Source organism: Haloimpatiens massiliensis (assembly GCF_900184255.1).
GTDB classification, from domain to species: Bacteria; Bacillota; Clostridia; order Clostridiales; family Clostridiaceae; genus Haloimpatiens; species Haloimpatiens massiliensis.
This window is the reverse complement of the sequence record NZ_LT854639.1, coordinates 1-22,887: the sequence shown is the minus strand read 5'-3', so window position 1 is coordinate 22,887 and position 22,887 is coordinate 1. Positions and strand designations below refer to the sequence as shown.

General features: G+C 31.4%; 20 protein-coding genes, 3 tRNA genes, 3 rRNA genes, 1 pseudogene and 1 other annotated feature. Of the genes and pseudogenes, 7 read left to right on the top strand and 20 right to left on the bottom strand.

Annotated features, from left to right (window positions below):
* From C1715_RS19730 to C1715_RS05635, 14 genes and pseudogenes are all read right to left on the bottom strand, one after another.
* The gene (locus C1715_RS19730; protein ID WP_242971923.1) at window positions 1–234 is read right to left on the bottom strand and encodes a recombinase family protein; all 234 of its coding nucleotides are present in this window, start codon (window positions 232–234) and stop codon (window positions 1–3) included.
* Window positions 235–357: 123 nt separating this feature from the next.
* Window positions 358–714, bottom strand: a pseudogene (locus C1715_RS05700) (recombinase family protein); the annotation flags it as partial.
* A 31-nt stretch (window positions 715–745) separates the two neighbouring features.
* Window positions 746–1,285, bottom strand: coding sequence for a recombinase family protein (locus C1715_RS05695; protein WP_102399623.1), 540 nt, complete (start codon window positions 1,283–1,285; stop codon window positions 746–748).
* 204 nt (window positions 1,286–1,489) lie between these two features.
* A tRNA-Cys gene (locus C1715_RS05690) sits at window positions 1,490–1,564 on the bottom strand.
* A gap of 9 nt (window positions 1,565–1,573) precedes the next feature.
* A tRNA-Phe gene (locus C1715_RS05685) sits at window positions 1,574–1,649 on the bottom strand.
* Window positions 1,645–2,903 (bottom strand) — a sequence feature (most likely nonfunctional fraction of RNA operon). Its footprint overlaps the tRNA gene before it by 5 nt.
* Window positions 2,904–3,279: 376 nt before the next feature.
* A 16S ribosomal RNA gene (locus C1715_RS05675) occupies window positions 3,280–4,792 on the bottom strand.
* 457 nt (window positions 4,793–5,249) lie between these two features.
* Window positions 5,250–6,977: a hypothetical protein gene (locus tag C1715_RS05670; protein WP_102399622.1), complete on the bottom strand. Its 1,728-nt coding sequence runs from the start codon at window positions 6,975–6,977 to the stop codon at window positions 5,250–5,252.
* Window positions 6,970–7,680 carry a hypothetical protein gene (locus tag C1715_RS05665; protein WP_102399621.1) on the bottom strand — a complete coding sequence of 237 codons (711 nt, stop codon included), beginning with the start codon at window positions 7,678–7,680 and terminating at the stop codon, window positions 6,970–6,972. Before C1715_RS05665 ends, C1715_RS05670 begins: the two co-directional genes overlap by 8 nt.
* Before the next feature lie 209 nt (window positions 7,681–7,889).
* Window positions 7,890–8,495, bottom strand: a complete 606-nt coding sequence (locus C1715_RS05660) for a hypothetical protein (RefSeq protein ID WP_102399620.1) — start codon at window positions 8,493–8,495, stop codon at window positions 7,890–7,892.
* Window positions 8,496–8,553: 58 nt separating this feature from the next.
* Entirely contained in the window at window positions 8,554–9,051 is a 498-nt protein-coding gene (locus tag C1715_RS05655) for a signal peptidase I (protein WP_102399619.1), read from the bottom strand.
* 191 nt (window positions 9,052–9,242) lie between these two features.
* Window positions 9,243–9,980 (bottom strand): NAD-dependent protein deacylase, encoded by a 738-nt coding sequence (locus C1715_RS05650; protein ID WP_102399618.1) that lies wholly within the window; start codon window positions 9,978–9,980, stop codon window positions 9,243–9,245.
* Window positions 9,981–10,307: 327 nt separating this feature from the next.
* On the bottom strand, window positions 10,308–11,240 hold the full coding sequence (locus tag C1715_RS05645) for a CobW family GTP-binding protein (protein WP_102399617.1): 933 nt from the start codon (window positions 11,238–11,240) through the stop codon (window positions 10,308–10,310).
* Between the two features lie 11 nt (window positions 11,241–11,251).
* Entirely contained in the window at window positions 11,252–11,482 is a 231-nt protein-coding gene (locus tag C1715_RS05640; RefSeq protein ID WP_102399616.1) for a thioredoxin family protein, read from the bottom strand.
* 131 nt (window positions 11,483–11,613) lie between these two features.
* Entirely contained in the window at window positions 11,614–11,961 is a 348-nt protein-coding gene (locus C1715_RS05635; protein WP_180964004.1) for an ArsR/SmtB family transcription factor, read from the bottom strand.
* Between the two features lie 840 nt (window positions 11,962–12,801).
* Between C1715_RS05635 and C1715_RS05630 the strand changes: the two genes are divergently transcribed.
* Both C1715_RS05630 and C1715_RS05625 read left to right on the top strand, forming a co-directional pair.
* Window positions 12,802–13,965: a nucleotidyl transferase AbiEii/AbiGii toxin family protein gene (locus tag C1715_RS05630; protein WP_102399615.1), complete on the top strand. Its 1,164-nt coding sequence runs from the start codon at window positions 12,802–12,804 to the stop codon at window positions 13,963–13,965.
* Window positions 13,966–14,100: 135 nt separating this feature from the next.
* Window positions 14,101–14,808, top strand: coding sequence for a LysM peptidoglycan-binding domain-containing protein (locus tag C1715_RS05625; protein ID WP_102399614.1), 708 nt, complete (start codon window positions 14,101–14,103; stop codon window positions 14,806–14,808).
* A gap of 212 nt (window positions 14,809–15,020) precedes the next feature.
* Here C1715_RS05625 and C1715_RS05620 read toward each other — a convergent pair whose 3' ends face one another.
* Window positions 15,021–16,628, bottom strand: a complete 1,608-nt coding sequence (locus tag C1715_RS05620) for a putative ABC exporter domain-containing protein (RefSeq protein ID WP_102399613.1) — start codon at window positions 16,626–16,628, stop codon at window positions 15,021–15,023.
* Window positions 16,629–16,842: 214 nt separating this feature from the next.
* Window positions 16,843–17,559, bottom strand: a complete 717-nt coding sequence (locus C1715_RS05615) for an ABC transporter ATP-binding protein (protein ID WP_102399612.1) — start codon at window positions 17,557–17,559, stop codon at window positions 16,843–16,845.
* Window positions 17,560–17,980: 421 nt separating this feature from the next.
* Here C1715_RS05615 and C1715_RS05610 point away from each other — a divergent pair, with 421 nt between their 5' ends.
* From C1715_RS05610 to C1715_RS05590, 5 genes are all read left to right on the top strand, one after another.
* Window positions 17,981–18,301, top strand: a complete 321-nt coding sequence (locus C1715_RS05610) for a PadR family transcriptional regulator (RefSeq protein WP_102399611.1) — start codon at window positions 17,981–17,983, stop codon at window positions 18,299–18,301.
* Window positions 18,302–18,303: 2 nt separating this feature from the next.
* Entirely contained in the window at window positions 18,304–19,011 is a 708-nt protein-coding gene (locus C1715_RS05605) for a DUF1048 domain-containing protein (RefSeq protein WP_102399610.1), read from the top strand.
* A gap of 32 nt (window positions 19,012–19,043) precedes the next feature.
* A complete protein-coding gene (locus tag C1715_RS05600) occupies window positions 19,044–19,268 on the top strand; it encodes a hypothetical protein (RefSeq protein WP_102399609.1) in 225 nt (74 codons plus the stop codon).
* 82 nt (window positions 19,269–19,350) lie between these two features.
* Window positions 19,351–20,004: a YidC/Oxa1 family membrane protein insertase gene (locus C1715_RS05595; RefSeq protein ID WP_102399608.1), complete on the top strand. Its 654-nt coding sequence runs from the start codon at window positions 19,351–19,353 to the stop codon at window positions 20,002–20,004.
* 210 nt (window positions 20,005–20,214) lie between these two features.
* Window positions 20,215–20,595 (top strand): L,D-transpeptidase, encoded by a 381-nt coding sequence (locus C1715_RS05590; RefSeq protein WP_242971899.1) that lies wholly within the window; start codon window positions 20,215–20,217, stop codon window positions 20,593–20,595.
* Between the two features lie 431 nt (window positions 20,596–21,026).
* Here C1715_RS05590 and C1715_RS05585 read toward each other — a convergent pair whose 3' ends face one another.
* The 4 genes from C1715_RS05585 to C1715_RS05570 all read right to left on the bottom strand — a co-directional run.
* On the bottom strand, window positions 21,027–21,848 hold the full coding sequence (locus tag C1715_RS05585; protein ID WP_102399607.1) for a formate/nitrite transporter family protein: 822 nt from the start codon (window positions 21,846–21,848) through the stop codon (window positions 21,027–21,029).
* A 331-nt stretch (window positions 21,849–22,179) separates the two neighbouring features.
* A tRNA-Lys gene (locus C1715_RS05580) sits at window positions 22,180–22,255 on the bottom strand.
* A 10-nt stretch (window positions 22,256–22,265) separates the two neighbouring features.
* A 5S ribosomal RNA gene (gene rrf / locus C1715_RS05575) occupies window positions 22,266–22,382 on the bottom strand.
* A gap of 128 nt (window positions 22,383–22,510) precedes the next feature.
* A 23S ribosomal RNA gene (locus tag C1715_RS05570) occupies window positions 22,511–22,887 on the bottom strand; the annotation flags it as partial.

Below are 22,887 nucleotides of genomic sequence, written 5' to 3'. Positions count from 1 at the left end.
TTAAACATAATATTTTGGAACTTCTCCCTGATTAATTTTCTTTTTCTTTGTAAGGAAATCAACTGTAAAACTCTTTTGAAGTATGGCTGCTCCTTTATACTTTTCATTTTTAAGAATACTCATCACCGTACTAGGTTTCCAAATTTCTTTACCTGCTGGGGTTGGTATTTTATTTTCAGTTAATTGTCTTGCAATTGCTGATGGATTTTTACCCTCTAGAAAAAGTTTATATATTAATCTAACAACTTTAGCTTCCTTTTCTACAATCTTTGGTAATCCATCTTCTCCTTTTTCATATCCAAGAAAATGTTTATAAGGCAGACTTACTTTACCATCATCAAATCTTTTTCTCTGCCCTCATGTAACATTTTCACTTATTGACCTTGATTCTTCTTGAGCTAATGAGCTCATAATTGTTATCAGCAATTCTCCCTTGCTGTCCAAGGTATAAATATTTTCTTTCTCGAAGTATACTTCTACACCCTTTTCCTTTAGCTTTCTTACTGTTATCAATGTATCTACTGTATTCCTAGCAAACCTCCTAACCGATTTTGTTATTATAAGGTCTATGTTTCGGCCAAAAGCATCCTTTATCATTCTATTAAATCCTTCTCGCTTTTTAGTACTTGTAGCTGAAATTCTTTCATCTGAATATACATTAACAAAACTCCAAGCAGGATCTGATTTTATTTGTCTTGTATAATAATCAACTTGTGCCTCATAACTTGATAGTTGTTCATCATTATCAGTAGATACCCTTGCATAAGCTGCTACTCGTTTTAAATTTTCCTACCTTATATTTCTTCTTGCGTTTTTCAATTTCTTTTTGAACTTTATTAAATGTATCTCTCTCTATTATTGCATCATGATTATTACTTACATAATATTTAGGAAGTCTTCCATCATTTAAACAAGCTTTCTTTTCTAAATGATCTGCAATATACTTTTTCTGTAACAATAACCCCCCTGTATATTTCTCATTATTTAATATCTCTTTAATTTTAGAACTATCCCATTGCTTGTTGCTCCTAGTTCTTATATCCATTGAATTTAATTTTTTTGCAATGGCAAGTCTCCCCATCCCTTCTAAATATGCATTAAAAATCATTATAACGACTTCTACTTCTTTAGGGTTTATTTGCATTTTACCTTTATATATGTTGTAACCATATACTTGAAATGTGTTTGGTATACCATCTTTAAAATTATTTCTTATTCTCCATTTGCAGTTTTCACTGACTGAGCGACTTTCCTCCTGCGCAAAAGAAGCGAGGATAGTAAGCATTAACTCACCATCCCCGCTTAAACTGTATATAAGCCTCTTAAAGGATTTACATTGACCTTAATTTAAAGTTTTTCTGTTAAGAAAAACATCCTTCATTCTTAATTCTTAATTAAAATTGAGCATTGATTCCACCTTCTAGCCCACTAGCCCACTGACACTCTAGCCCACTAAAAAAAGAACTATGAGTTATCATAGTTCTTTTTTTGGAGGCGCCACCCGGATTTGAACCGGGGAATGAAGATTTTGCAGACCTTTGCCTTACCACTTGGCCATAGCGCCTTATTTAGTTGGTGGCTGGACCAGGAATCGAACCAGGGACACGAGGATTTTCAGTCCTCTGCTCTACCGACTGAGCTATCCAGCCAAATAACCTGGCGACGACCTACTCTCCCACAGGGCTTCCCCTGCAGTACCATCGGCGCTTTGAAGCTTAACCGTCCTGTTCGGAATGGGAAGGGGTGTTACCTTCAAGCCATAATCACCAGATGCTATAGTTCTTAGGTCTTTAGACCTTAGAAATATAGTACTCCTCAGCTCTGCTGAGCGAGTTTCCTTTANCCACATCCTTTACCACTTAACTTACACTTTGGGACCTTAGCTGATGGTCTGGGCTGTTTCCCTCTTGACCACGGATCTTATCATTCGTAGTCTGACTGCCAGGATAAAAGTAAATGGCATTCGGAGTTTGATAAGGTTCGGTAAGCGATATGCCCCCTAGCCTATTCAGTGCTCTACCTCCATTACTCAATTACCTGACGCTAGCCCTAAAGCTATTTCGGGGAGAACCAGCTATCTCCGAGTTCGATTGGAATTTCTCCGCTATCCACAGCTCATCCCATGGTTTTTCAACACCAACGTGGTTCGGTCCTCCACGGAATTTTACTTCCGCTTCAACCTGGCCATGGATAGGTCACCCGGTTTCGGGTCTACAGCATGCAACTAATCGCCCTATTCAGACTCGGTTTCCCTGCGGCTCCGCACCTTAAGTGCTTAACCTTGCTACATACCATAACTCGCTGGCTCGTTCTACAAAAAGCACGCCGTCACACATGTAAAGTGCTTCGACAGTTTGTAGGCACACGGTTTCAGGTTCTATTTCACTCCCCTCCCGGGGTTCTTTTCACCTTTCCCTCACGGTACTTCTTCACTATCGGTCACTAGGTAGTATTTAGCCTTGGGAGGTGGTCCTCCCAGCTTCCCACAAGGTTTCACGTGTCTCGTGGTACTCTGGAGTAGATCTATCTTATATTTCTTTTACCTACAGGACTATTACCTTCTGTGGTGGAGCGTTCCAGCTCTCTTCGATTAGAAAATCTAAGACGTTATGATCTATCCGCAACCCCTAAATCCGAAGACTTAGGTTTGGGCTCTTTCCCGTTCGCTCGCCGCTACTTAGGAAATCGATTTTTCTTTCTCTTCCTCCGGGTACTTAGATGTTTCAGTTCCCCGGGTTTGCCTCTGTATACCTATGAATTCAGCATACAGTACTCAGCGTAGCTGAGCAGGTTGCCCCATTCGGAAATCTGTGGTTCACAGGCTATTTGCGCCTACCCACAGCTTATCGCAGCTTATCACGTCCTTCGTCGGCTCCTAGTGCCAAGGCATCCGCCATGCGCCCTTTGTAGCTTGACCTGTATAATTTGTCAAAATCTCTGATTTTGTAACAAATTAACACTCATCAGCTCTGCTGATTGAGTTTCCTTAACTCATCTTAAAATCTTTGATTTTGTTGCAAATTAGCACTTATTAGATTATCTAATAAGTTTGTTTCTATAATTGATTCTCCAGTGAAATCATCACAATTGTAATAATTTCTACTTTCTTCACTGTGCAATTTTCAAAGAACATAAGCAGGTATTCCAAATTTTAATTTGGTATAATCGCTTAAGTGTTTAACTTCATTTGAGAGATCTGGTCTCTCAAAATTAAACAGAGATTTCAGTGAACTTGTCATAATTTACGAAAAGGTGACTTCCTTTTCATGTTCTCCTTAGAAAGGAGGTGATCCAGCCGCAGGTTCTCCTACGGCTACCTTGTTACGACTTCACCCCAATCACTAATCCCACCTTCGGCCGCTGGCTCCTTACGGTTACCTCACGGACTTCGGGTGTTACCAGCTCTCATGGTGTGACGGGCGGTGTGTACAAGGCCCGGGAACATATTCACCGCGACATTCTGATTCGCGATTACTAGCAACTCCAGCTTCATGTAGGCGAGTTGCAGCCTACAATCCGAACTGAGATCGGTTTTTGAGATTTGCTCCACCTCACGGTCTTGCGTCTCGTTGTACCGACCATTGTAGCACGTGTGTAGCCCTAGACATAAGGGGCATGATGATTTGACGTCATCCCCACCTTCCTCCTGGTTAACCCAGGCAGTCTTGCTAGAGTGCTCAACTTAATGGTAGCAACTAACAATAGGGGTTGCGCTCGTTGCGGGACTTAACCCAACATCTCACGACACGAGCTGACGACAACCATGCACCACCTGTCACCAAGTTCCCCGAAGGGCACTACCGTGTTTCCACAGTATTCTTGGGATGTCAAGTCTAGGTAAGGTTCTTCGCGTTGCTTCGAATTAAACCACATGCTCCGCTGCTTGTGCGGGCCCCCGTCAATTCCTTTGAGTTTTAATCTTGCGACCGTACTCCCCAGGCGGGGTACTTAATGTGTTTACTGCGGCACCGAGGTTGGACCCCCGACACCTAGTACCCATCGTTTACGGCGTGGACTACCAGGGTATCTAATCCTGTTTGCTCCCCACGCTTTCGTGCCTCAGCGTCAGTTACAGTCCAGAAAGCCGCCTTCGCCACTGGTGTTCTTCCTAATCTCTACGCATTTCACCGCTACACTAGGAATTCCGCTTTCCTCTCCTGCACTCTAGATGCCCAGTTTGAAATGCAGCACCCAAGTTGAGCTCGGGTATTTCACATCTCACTTAAACATCCGCCTACGCACTCTTTACGCCCAGTAAATCCGGACAACGCTCGCCACCTACGTATTACCGCGGCTGCTGGCACGTAGTTAGCCGTGGCTTCCTCCTCTGGTACCGTCATTATCGTCCCAGATAACAGAGCTTTACAACCCTAAGGCCTTCATCACTCACGCGGCGTTGCTGCGTCAGGGTTTCCCCCATTGCGCAATATTCCCCACTGCTGCCTCCCGTAGGAGTCTGGACCGTGTCTCAGTTCCAATGTGGCCGATCACCCTCTCAGGTCGGCTACGCATCGTCGCCTTGGTAAGCCTTTACCTTACCAACTAGCTAATGCGCCGCGGGCCCATCTCAAAGCGGATTACTCCTTTGATTACAAAACCATGCGATTTCGTAATTTTATGCGGTATTAATCTCCCTTTCGGGAGGCTATTCCCCTCTTTGAGGCAGGTTGCCCACGTGTTACTCACCCGTCCGCCGCTAATCCGTTCCCCGAAGGGAACTTCATCGCTCGACTTGCATGTGTTAGGCACGCCGCCAGCGTTCGTCCTGAGCCAGGATCAAACTCTCAATTTAAAGTTCAATCTCAAACTCAAATTCACTGACTTTATGATTTATCATCATCATCTCTGTTTAATTTTCAAAGACCAGTTTTTCTCTGTCGCCTCAAGCGACTTAATCATCTTATCATTTGTAAATTGTTTTGTCAACATTTTTTATTGACTATTAATTTACTACAGTTATCAGAACTTTTATTGTCTGTTTCCTGCGACGTTTATTATCTTACCACTTCATAAATAACGTTGTTTTTATATAAAATTTGATTACAATTAATTACGCTGTTGTTATTATTATTTACTTTAAATTTCTTCGTTTTTTATGTAATGATATACTAGGAAATGTTGTATAAACCGCCGTTGTTATGCACATTTTATCCTCACGTTTTCCACATTTTATCAACAGAGTTATTAACATTTCCACACTATTTTATAAAACCCATAGCCAAAAATTGTAAGCCATGGGTTAATGTTATTTATTCAAATTTAAATTCTTCAATATTATTTTTATTTGAACTATCTTTATTAGTGTTATTTGAAACTTTTTCATTATTTTTATTTGACTTTTTATTTAAACTTTCACTAGCTTTTCTATTATCCATAAATTTAATAGTATATGTGCCAGAATTAACTTCATAATCCTTGTATTTAAATTTTATGCTACATTCAGTTCTATCTAACCTACAATATATATCATTATTAGGTACCATTTTATTTAAAACTATATATCTCATTTTTCCTTGCCAATTAGTTTCCCAATACCTATTCCAAGGCCATCCAACTAATTCTGCATGTGCTCTATATCCTTGTAGCTTCTCCATTAAGTTATTTAATGCTGATTGAGCTAATTCATCTGCAAAAATTCCACTATATTCATTTAAGGAATAATATCCTTTACCTCCTATATCAAAAATTATTAAATCTGCTTCCTTAGCCACAGAATTTCCATATCCATTGTTTCTTTTATATTCATTTCCTTTCCAATCATACGTAAGAACTCTTCTTGGATTACCTATAGGAGCTAAATCTTCACTCTCTCTATCAACCTTATATTCATTTTTAGATTTCATACTCCTAAATATATCCCATTGTGAAATATTTATATTTGAACTATCCAGCTGTATCTTGCCATAATTCAAATCTTCTTTTATAGGATTCGCAATGGCCACGATATAATGAACAATAGTACCGTGTTCATTTCTCTTATCATGAATATCATCTTTTTTAGATATAACATTTCCTTTCCAACTTTTAAAATATGTGCTTCCAATATTATTTCTAACACTAGTTTCACCTAAGTTAGATATATTACTATATTGATTAAAAGACTCACCTACTGTATTTCCCTGACTCTTACGAGATATATCATTTAAAATATATGATTCAGCATTTTTAAACCACTGAACATAACTAGGGCTTTCATAATTTGGTTTGTCAGGAAGCGCTCCTTTAAAAACTGGTCCTGCAGACGCATATATTTTAACTATAGGCTTTGGATATTCTCCTGTAGTAATAATATTATTTTTACTTCTAGTTACATAACTAAAATATTTATCCTTACTGTAAGAATTATCATTAACTTGTCTTGCATCTAATACTATATCAAAACTTGCACTTCGCTTTTCTGTGGAATATGGTGCTGAATCTATAAGCTTAATATTAACCTTCAATTCTATCTTTTCGTAAGGAGAAATAATTACTCTTTTAGAAAGCTTATTAAGATTTTTTATATTTTGATTCTCAGCAATAATCTTAGTGGTATTTCCTTTTACCATTTTAATATCACAGTTTATATAATCTAATAAAAATTTACTTGTCCCACGGGAATTTTTTATCTTATTTTCCTTAAAGTTATCCAAACTTATTAAAAGCTTTTGAGTTAAAGAGCCTGTGTTCTTAATACTTATGGATCTTTCCACACTTTTACCTGGTATTAGATTTTCATCTGTAGAAATATTTATTACAGCTCTTTCATTCTCAATAATTTTCTCATCTCCACCTAAAAAGTTAACTTTAAGACTTCCCGTTTTTAATTTTAAATTAGAATCTATTCCTAAACTGGTTTTAAAATAACCATAGGTACTAGATGTAGTAAATGCCACTATTAGCGCTAAAGCAATTAATGATATTACAGTGGTCTTTCTACTTGTATTAAATTTTCTAGCAACCTTCTTTATTATATTAAATTTCCCGTCTCTAGCCATTCAACCTACCCCCTTGTTTAAAAGAGGCATTTTCCCTTTTTTTTCTATTTAAAACTATTCCACATACAAATAGACAACTTCCAGTAAAAATAAGCCATGTATTATTTAAAAAGCCTCCTGTTTGTGGTATTATAGCCATTGCTTCATCCATAGTATAGGTTATACCTAATTTAAACTCATTAATAACACCCTGGAGATTATTTTCCGCTTTTGGTGATATAGAAAATACTAACTGCATGTTCTTTTTAGCATTACCCTTTACAATAATTTTTTTATTTAAATCTATTTCACCTTTTTCTATTAATTCTTCAAAATTCCCCCCATAAAGAGTTTTTCCATCACATAAAAGTGAAAGATTAGCATTCTTCATGAAATCCTTATATGCAACATCTTCAGTGTTAATTTTTTTTTGTTTTTCTGAACTTAACAAAGAAATCATTTGAAAATTTATTTTTTCTACTTGAATTTCTTCTTTATGATTGTTCTCTATATAAAAATCTCTCACTTCTTCTCTACCTGGATACCAAAGGCCATCCTTTAAGTTGAATATGCCTTCTTTACTTTCTCCATTTAGTGGAAGTACTTTTACTTTTTCATCTTTAGAAAATACTTTAGCTTCAGCACCCAATCCAAAACTAAAAAATAGGATTGTTAAAGCTATTAAAAAGACTATATATCTTTTAAATTTACATTTTACTTCCACACTCTCACCCTACTTCATTAATGGTTTATTAAAAAATCTACTTTCATTTCATGTCCAATTATGAAATTTTATTATATACTTATACAATTTACTTTAATAATGATAGAGAGTAATATCAATTTATAGTTATTGAGTATTAAGTTTAAAAATACTCATAATATCTCAAATAAGGTGTACTTACTCTCTACAATTTTTATATATAAACTATATTATTTGCCACTAGGGTCATTTACTTGATAGCCATCTATCTGTACTAGTTTAGCCGTTGTTAACTTAGTCATATCAAATCTTGTATCATTATTTTGATTTTCAAAAGTAGTCTCTGTATCACCATTAGTTATTGTAGACTTCAAAGTAGCTGTTATTTTAATATTCATAGTTTCATTTGGAGCTAATATTTTATTGTCAGTCAACCCTTCTATCTTTATGTCAAATACTCTATATAAATTTTCTACTTCTTGTCCTTCAACTTTTACAGCTTTAATTCTTTCATGTAAGTCTCCAGTGTTTGTTATAGTTACAACCTTTTCAAAAACATCTCCTGGCTTAACTACATCAAAGCTATTTGTTTTTTCACTAACTTTTACAACATCCTTTGTTGCTGCATCTATTTCATTTTCGCCTACCTGTTCAGCTACACCCTTGTATTCCCATTTAGAATCGTTTTCTTTTGCTACCTTTAATGTACCTGTTTTTATTACTAAATTTGCATCCACATCAGATTTTGCTTTAAAATATGCGCGTGTTCCAAAAACTCCTCCTCCTAATAATAGTACCCCTGCTAAAGCTAATGAAACTATTCTTTTTTTACTCATATCTAAAACCTCCCATAAAATTTAATTTATATACTCATCAATGCCTTTTCACAACACATTAATGGGCAAAACACTTTTTTAAAACCTCCACAGTAATACAAACTATAAAAATCGCAATTATAGTAATAAACACTAATGGTTTTTTTAACCCCACTAAAATATAACCAAGATATGGTATTCTAAATGAATACTTTCCATACACCTGCGAAGATTTAATAGGAGAATCCTCCACATTATTTGCATCCCCCTTAGTTACTAAACTATTTCCTTCTATTTTTTTAATCCTATGTGTTATAAAGTTTTCTTCAGAAATATATGTTAATATATCTCCTTCCTTTAGTTCTTTCATATGGGTTTTTTTAACCCATATCACATCTCCAGGTTTTATTTTAGGCTCCATACTACCACTTAAGACTATGAAACTTCTGTACCCAAAAATAGTAGGGGCTTTACTTTTATCTCCTTTAAATAGAACATTGCTAATTACCATCCAAGACAATAACGCAATTATCAATATAAAAAATACATTCATAATAACTCTTATCATCTTTTTCATTCTCCCACTCTACCCCCTATGTTCCTTTGTATTTTTGAATTTTACATTAAAGTATATTCTAGCTTTTACTTTTTATTAAAGTTTTTTATTATTTTCCATGATTTTTTATAGTCACAATAAACTATGCATCGACAAAAAAACCACTGGAAAATTTCCAGTGGTTCTAAAATTAATTAGATTTTAGTTAAAACTTAATCAAACTTTATAGCTTCAGCCAAAACTTTTCCTATACTATCATTTATGACAAGTTTAGCTTTCTTGTCGTAAGGAGTAGGCTTTTTATTTATTAATATTAATTTAGTGCCTTTAAAATACTGAATAAGTCCTGCAGCTGGATACACTACCAATGAAGTTCCCCCTACTATAAGTACATCAGCTTTTGCAATATATTCAACAGACTTTTGTATAACATCCATATTTAGCCCTTCTTCATAGAGTACTACATCTGGCTTTACTACCCCTCCACATTTCTCGCAAATAGGAGTTTTTTCTCCATTTTTTAACATATAATCTAAAGGATAAAAGGCTCCACAATCCATACAATAATTTCTATGAATAGATCCATGAAGTTCTAGTACGTTCTTTGATCCTGCCATTTGATGTAAGCCATCTATATTTTGAGTTATTACAGTTTTTAATTTTCCCATTTCCTCTAGCTTAGCTAAAGATTCATGAGCTAAATTAGGTCTTGCATCTTTAAATATCATCTTATCCTTGTAAAATTTATAAAATTCCTCTTTATGACTATCAAAAAAGCTTCTACTAAGCATAACCTCAGGAGGATATTTAAAACTATTTTTAGCATTAAACAATCCTTTATTAGATCTAAAATCAGGAATATTACTTTCAGTAGATACACCTGCTCCCCCAAAGAAAACCACATTAGAACTTTCTCTTAGGATTTCTTTTAATTTTTGAATATTTTCCACTTAGAACACCTCCTAAAATCTATTCTATATAATTATGTCCTTATTAAAACTATAGAAAATAAATTATTAACTACCTAATCCTGCATATAATTATATCATTACCCATTACATATTATTATATTTTAACAAAAAAAGTATAAATTATAAAACCATACTAAAAAATCTGCCTAAGATAGTAATAACTATAACTTTTACAGTCTTTTATTGCTATCTTATAAGCAGATTTTATTTGCATGCCTTATTTGAATATTTTATTTTCATATTTATTTAGATGTTCATTTATATATTTAATTTATATGGTTTACTTCAAAATTTCACTTCATGCTTTTATCTAAGTTTCATTTCTTTTCCTACTACCTCTTCCCAAGCAGTAAATATAGGTCTTATTATATTAGGCCCTATTTTAGATATTATAACTATCTGTGAAGTACCTTCATCCTTATTCCAAGGCTTATAGTCAATTTTTTTATTAACTACATCTACTTGATTCCAACCATCTTCTAATTTGAAAAATCCCTTTATTCTAAATGCATCAGAAGATATTTTATCTATAAATGCTGTTAACTTATCTTTAGTAATTTCTCCTTCATAAGTTAAGTTTAAAGTTTTTGGTTTATTTTCTGGAGTATTAGTGCTCTCTTCTATTTCAATCCAGCCATCCTTAGTAAGATCTTTTTCTAAAAAGTCTAAACTGACTTTTCCAAAAGAGGCCTCTTCTATGTGTACCTTATTATTTATTTCACGTATTTTAGCTATAACTTTATTTAAAGTATCTTCATTTACTAAATCTATTTTATTTAGTATAACCATATGACAGTGCTTCAACTGCCTTTCTACAGTTTCTAAATCCTCAATTTGTTCTAAAAAGTTAGGTGCATCTATAAGACATATAGCTCCTCTATAATCGTATACATCTCCCTTTACGGAAGTCACTCCTTCTAAAATATCTCCTATATTAGAAGGATCTGCAAGCCCTGAGCTTTCCACAAATAAATACTCCATTTCTCTATCTGCCATTTCTATCATAGCTGAAGCAAAGGATAATTTTAGACAAGAACAAAATATAGATCCTCTATTAATTTCAACTAATTCCATACCTTCTTTTTTGATAATTGTTCCATCTATGCCCACTTTTCCAAACTCATTCATAATTACTCCAACTTTTCTTTCACTAAGGCTCTCTAGCACATTAGTTAAAAAAGTAGTTTTACCTGAACCTAAAAATCCTGTTAAAAGATAGAGCTTTATTTTTTTATCCATAGTTTTCCCCCCTATTTTAAGTATTTTTTAATCTCTTCTACAGAAAGAACTTTCCCCACTGATTTTACCTTATTGTCTATCACTAATGCAGGTGTACTCATAACTCCATACATCATTATACTTTTTAAATCCTCTACCTTTTCTACAGTAGCATCTATTCCCAGTTCATCTACAGCTTTTTTTATATTCTTTTGAAGCTTATCACATTTTTCACAGCCAGTACCTAAAATTTTAATAATCATAAGAACACCTCTTTCATAGAATAATATATTTGGGTTATTAATATACAATCATTGCTTTGCACTAATGGTTTAATATAAAGTTTAGAGTATAAACTGAATGTGGAAATTACCACTAATTTTCTTAAATTATTTTATTCTCTTTTGCAAAGATCTTTATAATCTACATTTCTATTTTTAAAAGTTTCTAAATCTTTCTTAAGAATGTCATAATCATCTATATGTTTTCCTATTTTATGGACAATATCCTTCATAGTTTCATCTTGGATATTTAAATAATAAAAAATCCATTGACTTTGCCTATCATCCTTAACTATACCTATATCCCTAAGCTTAGCAAGATGTCTTGATACCTTTGGTTGAGATAATTTTAATATATAACAAAGCTCACATACACACAGTGGCTTTTGCCATAGGAGCATTATTATTCTTAATCTAGTTTCATCCGATAGCATTTTAAAAAAATCAATTAGATTATTCAAATATTATCACCTTCTTTTGATATATTCACATATATGGATATACATATATGATATATCTATATTACCTATATGTCAACGTTTTCCCTTAATTTTTACTGCAGTAAATAGTAAATCTCTACTACTAGTCTTCAATCCTACAAATGTATTAATTTATCATTACTTTTAATTAGATAATGAAATTTTCACATAATTTTCTAGTTCTACATTAAAGATAAATAAAGAAAATAAAAATATTCCTTTAAATTTTCATTTTTAAATTGTGATTTCACAAACACAAAAGTTATATTAAGATTATCCCACAAAAAGTATTCCATTACCTGAATTATGAAATTTCTCTGGAATGAGTTACATAAGAAGCTAAGGAACTATTTAAATTTAATTTTAGAAATTCTTCTTTTAGACAGATAAAATTATCGTAAGCCTGGCAAGGACGCCAGACTAGCAAACCTGAGGCAGGACGCTGAATGTGAGCGTTAGATAATTTTATATGGCTAAAAGATTAGAATTTCTTAAATTAAATTTATTGTTCCTAGCTCTTATGAAAGTCATGGATGAGAAATTTCATAATTCCACTGCATTGTACCTTATTGTGAGTTAATCATATTAGATATTTATAAAATTATATTATTGCCCTTACTATTTTAACTTACTACATATTTTTTATAGTTAATATACATATAATATAAATAAATTTATACTAATACATTAAGTGAAATTACCAAAGCTATAAATTGCTATTTAGAGGCATATCTACCAATCTATTTTGCCTATATACAAGCTACTAGTATGTGTAGATAGCCATAAGATAAAAAGAGTAAAATATAGAAAGGATGTTTTTATATGTATGGTGCCTCGTTAAATGGGTTAGTTCACCCAATAGAAATTTTTAATAAAGATTATATACGTAAAACAGCTGAAAAGTATGGATTTTATAGAAATTATATATTAGAAAGACATATGTGGTCTTATGAAATGCTAGGTGAAATTCAAAAACTTACAAAAAACAGATGCATATTAAAGGGAGGCGCCTGTACTCAAGCATATCTTCCGCTTCCTGTGCAAAGATGTACTGCTGATATAGATTTTGTTTGTAATCTATCCAACAATGAAATTATAGAAATATTAAAAAGTGTATGTAGAAATCTAACTTATAACCGGATAAAATGCTCCTTTAAAGAATATATTCCTGCAAAAGGCAAGACTCTTCCCATGGTAACTTATATGTTAGATTTGCCTTTTTATTATAATCCTAAAAAGAGAAAAAGTAATTTTCTTTTAAAATTTGATTTTTTATTTATGGATATCAATGAAATACCAGTAACCTCTACAAAAAATACTGAAACTTTTGGCATGAAACTAAACTTTTCCCCATTATGTATTTCTCCTGCTACATTAATAAGCGATAAACTTTTAACTTTTGCTATAAATTCCATAGGTCTTCAATTATCCAAACTGGATAGTTTCTATAAAAATATATACGATTTATACTATTTACTAAATGCTTTTAGGGATGAGGACATTTTTAGTTCTGTACCATCCCAGCTAAAAATAAATCTTTATTCAGAGTTATCCATAAAAAAACTCCCTATGATACCTTTAAATAAAATATTAACAGATATCTTAAAAACTCTATGGTATTTCTCCATAGTAGACTTAAGTTATGAAGGTTCTAGAACTCCGGAAAATCTGAGAAACTTCGAAAAATTATATATTCAGCAAAATATAAATAATATCTTAGATGCCAACATGTGGAGTATTATGAGCATGCACTTGTATTTATGGACTACCTCCTTAAAAAATTATATTCACAATGGAGATATAGATAAATTTCAAACTTTAAAATCTATAGATGGGGAATACAGATACTTTTTATCTCTTGACTCTAAAGATAAAGATAGATATATAAAAAATCTAAAAAAAATACTTAATTCTAAAAACAAAAAAATCAATTTATCTAAAATTAATCATCCTTTAAGATTAATATATACTAATTACTTAATGTAACCTAGTACCACCATAAAAAGCAGTGGTTTCTTAATAATATTATCATCTTCTTTTCAAATTAATAAAATTCATTGTATAAAATTCCACCATTTGGAAATAATTAAAGATGTATTGAAAAGGAGATGATATTGAAAAATGAGAAAACTCAACTTAAAATGGATAAAGCTTTACTGGAGTAAGCTAGCTATAACTTTATGTACAATATTCATAGTAGCTGCCATATCCTATACTGTTTATAACTACCTTACACCTATAAGTACAAAGGATTTATCCTCTGATTTATCCAATAATAAAACTCAAAATAGTTCTAATACCGAAAACACTGTGGAACCATTTAAAATTCCAGAAAATGATGTAGAAAAAGAAGTATCTTTAAATTCAAAGGATGGAACTTCAGAATCTTCTTCTGAAACAAATGAACTTTCACAGGAAAAGCTTAATGAAAAGATCATAAGTTATCAAATAAAGCCTGGAGATACTTTGTTTAGTATTTCTAGAAAGTACATGCCCTATGTAGATACATCTAAAGCTATCAACACGCTAAAAAAATTAAATAAAATAGATGACACTTGCCTTTTAATAACTGGTAAAACTATTAGCATCCCAACTTATGATTCTCCTAAAGCTCAAAATCCAAACATAACAAATAAAATAGATACTTTAACCTATACAGTAAAACCTGGAGATACACTATTTAAAATTGCAAGAGAATATATGAGTTGGTGTGACTCTAGAGACGGTGTAATTGAAATTATAAAATTAAATAATCTTAAAAAATCTAGTGTAATTAGGACAGGCCAACAGATAGAAATACCTTGCAACACAGAAAAAAATACCAACTAGATACCAATTTTTAAATTTCCAATAATAAATTCTACCTATGAAACTTAAGTCTTTGATTTATATGGATGTTTAAATTATGTATGAATAATAAGGGGCTTTTGCATTAAAGAATTTACATACGATTATTGTCTTAAAAATTTAAATCTAGCACAATATATCGTAGTATTTATTCTTAGCGCGAAAGCCCCTGTTATTTACGTCTATTTAATTTTCTATCTCAATTCTACATGACTAAATAATTTTTCACTTAAATACAATATAAGCATGACAAGTATAAATCCTAAAACACCCATACAAATAAGTGAAACATATACCATTTTCGTAGGGAAATAAATTAAAATACCAATTATAATAGGCACTAAAAATACAATGTACTGAATTATTGCCTCTATTACTCCCCCACCTCCTTTATCATCAACGGGTATAAAAAAGTGAACCACTATCTTAGATAACCCTTTTGCTAAGTTAACTAAAAGTAAAGCCATAACATACAGAACAGTTGTGAAAATATCTATTCTAGCCATAATTGCTAATGGAATCATTACACTTACTAAAGTCATAATACATCTAATATAATCATGTAAAATTATACACACTATCTTTTTCTTTACACTTCCAGGCATTAAGTATATATATGTCTTGGTTAATTCATATTTTATGCTAGGAACAGGATTAATCCCTACAGAAATAGACATACCCATTAAAGCTATTATTAATTGCAGCTGATTTTTATTAGGAAATTTTCTAAAAATATACCCTATTCCTCCAAATATCACAGCTAAAATTAAATACACTGTTACCCTTTTTCTAAAAGAACTTTTTCTATTAAATAATAAATCATTTTTGTATAAAAATGCACCTTCTTCTTTTACTCTATGAAGGAAAGTCTCCTTTACCTCTCTTACCTTTTTTTCATCTATATTTACAGATTCCTCTAGAACCATTTTATCTACATTTAATTCTTCAATATTAATATTATTTAATTCTACATTCTCACTTACAGATTCATAATAATCTACTGCTAGAATAACAGAACCTACAAATAATAGAACTGTAATGCCTAATATTAAAATAAACTGGGTTAATGGAAATCCATAAGTGGTTAATGGATAAATTATTATGTCTTTCATCCATGACAATATAGGAACACCTGAACTTATAATACTGACAGTTTGTAAAAAAGATTTATTTCCATAAAACCAGAATGCAGTAAATACATATAAAAATATGCTCACCACAAGTAGCTTGGATACTATTTTCACCATTTTTTCTGCATTATACCTAACTTTAATGGAATAAAGCATAAAATTTAAACTTTTAAAAAACAAATGTATTACCCCTACAGCCAGTGAACTAATTATTAGCTTTAAGAAGCTAACTTTTATGTATTTTAGGAATATCACCCATATAACTACAGCAGCAAAAAAATAATTTACCATAAACACTAATGCCCCAGATAATATAGAAAAAATCCACAAAGATTTTTCCCCTATAGGTGATGGAAATAAATAATGCACATCCTGTATACTAAAATTTAAAGGTTTATAGTCTTGAGATGCTTTAAATAAAATATATAAAATTATTAAAAGCAATATAACTATAATAAAAACTCCTATAAAATCCTTACTCATATCTTCAATGTATCTAATGGGCTTTCTCTTACTTTTTTTGCCTAATAAACTTATAAAAATAAAGATAAAAGGAAATATAAAAGCTCCAAATTCTCTAATAGCCGTTATAGGATTAGCCAAAGCATTTTTAACTCTATTTTTAAGCTGGGCAAAATTCATAAACAATAGGGTTTTAAAGTCCTGAATCATTATAAAGTCTCCCCCTTATACTATTTAGGTTTGTATTTACTAAATTATTAATACAATCTTTCACATTGTACTTTTATTAAATATATAAGCAATTAATCATCTGATTATCCTACAAAAAGTACTCCATTACTTGAATTATCAATTTTCTCTGGAATAAGTTGCATAAGAAGCAAAGAAACTATTTAAAAATGTGCCTTAACTAAATGCTTGTTTACTATTCAGAAATCTTCAAGAATATATCTTCTAGTGACATATTTTCTTCTGTTCCTATTAAATCCCTTAACTCTTGCTTACTTCCGTTAGCTATAATTTTTCCTTTCTTCATTATGATAATTTTATCATTTAGCTCCTCCACAGAAGAAAGTATATGTGTACTTATAAGTATGGTTTTCCCTTCATTTCTTAATAGCTTTAAAATATCCTTAAAATCTTTAATTCCTTTCGGATCTAAGCCTACAAAGGGCTCATCTATCAAAAATATATCTGGATTATGTAAAAGTGCCATGCAAATAGATACCTTTTGCTTCATTCCTTTGGATAAATTTTTACTTATTTTATCCTTTTTATCCCAAATTCCAAATAATTTTAACATTTTCTCTGCATTTTCTTCCCAATTATTTAATTTATAAGCTAAGGCTATAAATTTTAAATGTTCCCATACTGTAAGATATGGATATATATCTGGTGTTTCAGGCATATATGCTAATTTTTCTCTTATAGATTTTTCCTTAATGCTCTTGCCACATATAAAAACCTCTCCTTCATCTTTTCTTAAGAGAGACAATATGCACTTTATAGTTGTAGTTTTTCCTGCTCCATTTGGTCCTGCAAGAACTGTAATCTCACCTGCATTTAACTGAAATGAAATACCACTAACTGCTTTCTCTTTGCCATAATTTTTTATTAAATTTTTAACTTCCATTGAAACCATATCCGCTATATTCCCCCATCAACATATTTTATCCACATATTTTACTACCTGAAATTTCAATATTCCGTATTAGAAAAAACTATTTATTTTATCTTCAGCAGCGTGTTTCAGTAGATAATTTATCTCGTAATTGACTAATTATTTTGTATTAAACAATATCCACATATACTTAGTTCAATACCTCTATCCTAATATTCACTTACATAACACTTTATTATAACATGATTAACCCACAATAAGGTACAATGGAATGGAATACTTATTGTGGGATAATCATAACATTTAATTATTTCTCAATGTTTACATTTAATTTACAACAATTATTTTGTAAATATTAATATAGTACTACTTGGCATTACATAGTAGTCGATATATTATATAATTTATAAAGACTATTATGCAATACAAAGTAGGTGATTATATGGCAAGTACAACCCAAATATTAAAGGGTTTATTAGAAGGATGTATTTTAAAAATAGTTAAAGATAAAGAAACGTATGGTTATGCCATATGTGAAAGTTTAATAAATTATGGATTCAGTGAAATCTCAGAAGGTAGTGTATATCCTATACTCATACGTTTAGAGAAGAAAAACTTATTATACTCCATTATGAAAAATTCTCCTCTAGGCCCTATGAGAAAATACTATTACCTTACAGAAGATGGAGAAAAAAATTTACAAGACTTCATCCTTTCTTGGAAAGAAATAAAAAAAAATGTTGACACTGTATTGGAGGGATAGTAATGATATTAACATTGAAACTATTAAAATTAAGATTAGTGCAAGAAAAAAAATTAAATACGGAAAATCTAGCCCTATATAAATCCATAACCACTTATATTAAAAACAGTAATTTAGCAGCTATAGAAAAAGAAGAAGTATTACAGGAAATTATATCTCTAATGCTTGAAGCTCAGATTGAAAATAAATCTATGGATTTATTCATAGGAAAAGATTATGAAAAATTCTGCATATCCATAATAAAAGAGTATAATAAAAATAAAAGCACGTACTTAAAAATACTAAACTTCATTGAAAAATACTTAATAACTCTTATTTTACTTTCATTATTTATGTCCATTACAAATAAATTTGTTAATAACTCTTTAACTCTTAGTATTACAGTTGATAATTTTATATTAGCTAATGCAATTTCATTAATACTTTATCCTGTAAGTAAAAGAATTAGACAAAGAAATTCCTCCTATACTTTTTATCAAAGTATTTTTATAAATAAGGAAACTACCTATAATGAAGTCATAGCCCTTGCTTTTTACGTAATTTTTATATTGATTTCACGATTTATTATTGGTAAGCTATTTGGTAAAGAAGTGTTTCATTACTTATTAAATTTAAACAATTGTATTTATTATTTAATATTAATGTCTTTTGTAATAATCACTATTGAATTTTTCAAGTGGACTCTGGTTAAAGTAAAAATTTTTAAATAATAAATTATCTAGAAATATATGTGAGGTTAATTATGAAATTTGATACTATCAATATAATTCAATTGGTACTACTTTTCATATTCTTAGCAAACTTATTTTATATAGCAATAACATTGAAACAATGTAAAAAAAATTTTAATGTATCATTGATTAAGAATAGCTATATAAAAGCAGTAAAATACGGGAAAAACTTAACTATAAAAAACTACTTATGTTATGAAAAATATGATGTTTGGAGATATTGTGAGCTTTTTTAATTAAAAATGATATTTATAAGTTCAAATAGTTAATTCAATTATTACATGGTGAGATACACCACGTATAAAAGGAGAGATTTATATGAATATCATTTTTAATGCACTTAATTATCTATTAAATCACATTTTTGATATTACTGGCGACTTAGGTATTGCCATAATTTTAATAACAATACTGGTAAGAGTTTTTCTCATTCCTATATCAATAAAGCAAAAGAAGAGCATGTATAACCAACAGTGCATGTCTCAAAAAATTGAAGGTATAAAAACTAAATATGGAAATGATAAAGCTAAACTCCAGCAAGAACTCCAAAAATGTTACACTGAAAATGCTAAATCTATGTTAGGGTGTTTAATAAGCTTATTACAATTACCTATAATTTCTTCACTGTACTTTGTAATTATAAAAATGCCTATAAGTGTAGGTAGTATTATTGTTCCTTGGGTAAGCAGTATTAAACTTCCCGACCCTCACTTTATAATTCCAGCTATATATTTATTTGTTTCAATTTGTCCCACTTTACTTTCATATATACCTTATTTAAATTCTTTAAAGCTTCCCTTAAATAATCAAAGTACTAAATTAAGCCTTTTAACCACAAGCATATTTAGTCTAATATTAACAGTAAAAGCACCCATTGCTCTAGGTATTTATTTCATTACCACTGGATTATTTTCATTATTCGAAGAAATAATTTATAGAATATACATGCGGAAAAAAACTTTATATAATTAAATTTCCTTATTAACTTTTTAAAGACTCTTTTCAAAATATAAATTTACATTTTGAAAAGAGTCTTTCTATCTCTGGTAAAACAATGTTTATATCTAAATTTTTATATATTATTATTTATTATTAACTATAATAATTATTCACATTTTATATTATCTTTATGTTATATATCCACATATCATGTAATATATCAATTTTATTTGGGGATTAATTATGAACCATTTGGATTATAATAATTTATATTCTACAATGATGTATAGACTCCAGTATAATATACTAATAAGTACTAAAAATCGTAAACTCATTTTATATAAATACAAAAAAATTTATAAAATATACCCCGTGGCAATTGGTAAGCCATCTACCCCTACCCCAAAAGGTAACTTTAGAATAATAAATAAAGCTTTTAATCCTGGAGGTCCTTTTGGCGCTGCCTGGCTTGGACTTTCTATTCCCAAGTACGGAATTCATGGAACTAACAATCCCTCTTCTATAGGAAAAGCAGTATCTAATGGCTGTATTCGTCTTTATAACTATAATATAATAGAACTGTATAATATAGTCCCTATAGGAACGCCAGTAAAAATTATATAAATAAAGCATCCCTTAATATTATTACGTAATATTATTATACTCTCCCTATACAAGTAGCTCATTTTTGACAAACCTTTTATAATCTTAATATGATGCTTTTAATAAGGTACATGAAAATAAATAACAAGTCAAAGATGCAGGTATATTTTGTGTCAGACAAGGAAGCAGGTTCCGCCGCTAGTTAGAACTATCGGTGGGTTCTGCTGACGCAGTATGACACAAAATAGACTAGCATACTGACTTGTTATTTATTTGAATGTGGCTTAATACTTTAATTGTTCTAATAAATAAAAATATAGGATAATAATCACAATATAATGTACTTATCATCCTATATTAACTATATTCTATTGAACTTACTAATAAGATATTTATAATGTTAATTTAAAATATTTTACATACTTTAAATTAACATCTTTTAATCTCATTTACTATTTATCTTTTTTATACGCTAGAAAATATGCTCCTCCTATTAATACTGCTCCCCCAACAATATTGCCAAGAGTAACAGGTATTAAATTATTTATAAATGATTTTCCCCCCAAAAGAGCTAACTTATCTGCTCCAAGTGCAGAAGCTTGTACATAAAGTACATTGGTCTTAGCAAACATACCTATAGTTAAATAATACATATTAGCTACACAGTGTTCAAATCCACAAACAACAAAAGCCATTATAAGAAACCATGGCATTATTATCTTACTTATGACATCTTTAGCCGCATAAGCTCCCCAAACTGCAAGACATACTATGATATTACACATTATTCCACTAGTAAAAGCTGTACTAAAACTCAATCCTGATTTGTTAGCTGCTACTTTGATTAATGTGGCGCCTACTTGTCCGCCACTAATATCTAGCATCCCTGAACGAAAAATTAAAAATGAAACAATTGTAGCGCCTATAAAATTAGATATATATATTATTATCCAATTTCTGAACATATCTTTAAATTTTATTCTTCCTTCTAATGCAGGTATGATCATAAGATTGTTACCAGTAAATAACTCTGCTCCACAAATTAATACCATCATAAGTCCTACAGGAAATACTACTCCACTTACAAGCCTTGATAACCCTACATTATTAACACTATGAGATGCCACTGCTGCTGCTGATCCACCAATAGCTATAAAAGCACCTGCTAAGATACCTAAAATTATTCCACTTCCTAGTTTTATCTTCGCTTTTTCTTCTCCACTTTTTATGACTGCCTCTCTTATTTCTAATGGATTTAATATATTATTCTCCATAATAGTACTCCTTTTTTGTTATTTTGACATATATTAAACCATAATTTCAACATCTACGCAATACTATTACTGATGCTTTTATTTTGAACCTAATATTTTTTATTGCCACACATACCAATAATGAACAATTGTACATTATATATATTAATTCTTATTTATCACAATTTATGTTCTATCATTTCCACAGGCTATGCCAATAAAACTTGCGGTTCTTATTTTTAATATCTTTCTTTATTACTTCTCTTCTATATTTTACAACTAATACAAGCTAAAAAGCTTCTGGTAATTAAGACAAAATTAAAAAACGTACCTCTGAACGAGATACGTTTTTTGGTGATCTACCGGGGAATCGAACCCCGGACACCATGATTAAAAGTCATGTGCTCTACCGACTGAGCTAGTAGATCAAAATAAACAACCTGGCGACGACCTACTCTCCCACAGGGCTTCCCCTGCAGTACCATCGGCGCTTTGAAGCTTAACCGTCCTGTTCGGAATGGAAAGGGGTGTTACCTTCAAGCCATAATCACCAGATGCTATAGTTCTTAGGTCTTTAGACCTTAGAAATATAGTACTCCTCAGCTCTGCTGAGCGAGTTTCCTTTAAAAGAACTTATTGTTCTTTCAAAATTGCACAGTGTGGAAAATCTTTAGTTAATTAATTTGATCAAGCCCTCGACTTATTAGTATCGGTCAGCTGAACATGTTACCACGCTTACACCTCCGACCTATCAACCTGGTAGTCTTCCAGGAGTCTTACTAGCTTACGCTATGGGAAATCTAATCTTGAGGTGGACTTCACGCTTAGATGCTTTCAGCGTTTATTCCTTCCCAACATAGCTACCCAGCTATGCCACTGGCGTGACAACTGGTACACCAGAGGTTGGTCCATCCCGGTCCTCTCGTACTAAGGACAGCTCCTCTCAAATTTCCTACGCCCGCGACGGAAAGGGACCGAACTGTCTCACGACGTTCTGAACCCAGCTCGCGTGCCGCTTTAATGGGCGAACAGCCCAACCCTTGGGACCGACTTCAGCCCC

Excerpts from the sequence above, each read along its gene's own strand:
- C1715_RS05695 (WP_102399623.1), bottom strand. The coding sequence starts at position 1,285 with ATGCTTACTATCCTCGCTTCTTTTGCGCAGGAGGAAAGTCGCTCAGTC.
- C1715_RS05670 (WP_102399622.1), bottom strand. The coding sequence starts at position 6,977 with ATGGCTAGAGACGGGAAATTTAATATAATAAAGAAGGTTGCTAGAAAA.
- C1715_RS05660 (WP_102399620.1), bottom strand. The coding sequence starts at position 8,495 with ATGAGTAAAAAAAGAATAGTTTCATTAGCTTTAGCAGGGGTACTATTA.
- C1715_RS05655 (WP_102399619.1), bottom strand. The coding sequence starts at position 9,051 with ATGAAAAAGATGATAAGAGTTATTATGAATGTATTTTTTATATTGATA.
- C1715_RS05645 (WP_102399617.1), bottom strand. The coding sequence starts at position 11,240 with ATGGATAAAAAAATAAAGCTCTATCTTTTAACAGGATTTTTAGGTTCA.
- C1715_RS05640 (WP_102399616.1), bottom strand. The coding sequence starts at position 11,482 with ATGATTATTAAAATTTTAGGTACTGGCTGTGAAAAATGTGATAAGCTT.
- C1715_RS05630 (WP_102399615.1), top strand. The coding sequence starts at position 12,802 with ATGTATGGTGCCTCGTTAAATGGGTTAGTTCACCCAATAGAAATTTTT.
- C1715_RS05625 (WP_102399614.1), top strand. The coding sequence starts at position 14,101 with ATGAGAAAACTCAACTTAAAATGGATAAAGCTTTACTGGAGTAAGCTA.
- C1715_RS05620 (WP_102399613.1), bottom strand. The coding sequence starts at position 16,628 with ATGATTCAGGACTTTAAAACCCTATTGTTTATGAATTTTGCCCAGCTT.
- C1715_RS05615 (WP_102399612.1), bottom strand. The coding sequence starts at position 17,559 with ATGGTTTCAATGGAAGTTAAAAATTTAATAAAAAATTATGGCAAAGAG.
- C1715_RS05610 (WP_102399611.1), top strand. The coding sequence starts at position 17,981 with ATGGCAAGTACAACCCAAATATTAAAGGGTTTATTAGAAGGATGTATT.
- C1715_RS05605 (WP_102399610.1), top strand. The coding sequence starts at position 18,304 with ATGATATTAACATTGAAACTATTAAAATTAAGATTAGTGCAAGAAAAA.
- C1715_RS05600 (WP_102399609.1), top strand. The coding sequence starts at position 19,044 with ATGAAATTTGATACTATCAATATAATTCAATTGGTACTACTTTTCATA.
- C1715_RS05595 (WP_102399608.1), top strand. The coding sequence starts at position 19,351 with ATGAATATCATTTTTAATGCACTTAATTATCTATTAAATCACATTTTT.
- C1715_RS05590 (WP_242971899.1), top strand. The coding sequence starts at position 20,215 with ATGAACCATTTGGATTATAATAATTTATATTCTACAATGATGTATAGA.
- C1715_RS05585 (WP_102399607.1), bottom strand. The coding sequence starts at position 21,848 with ATGGAGAATAATATATTAAATCCATTAGAAATAAGAGAGGCAGTCATA.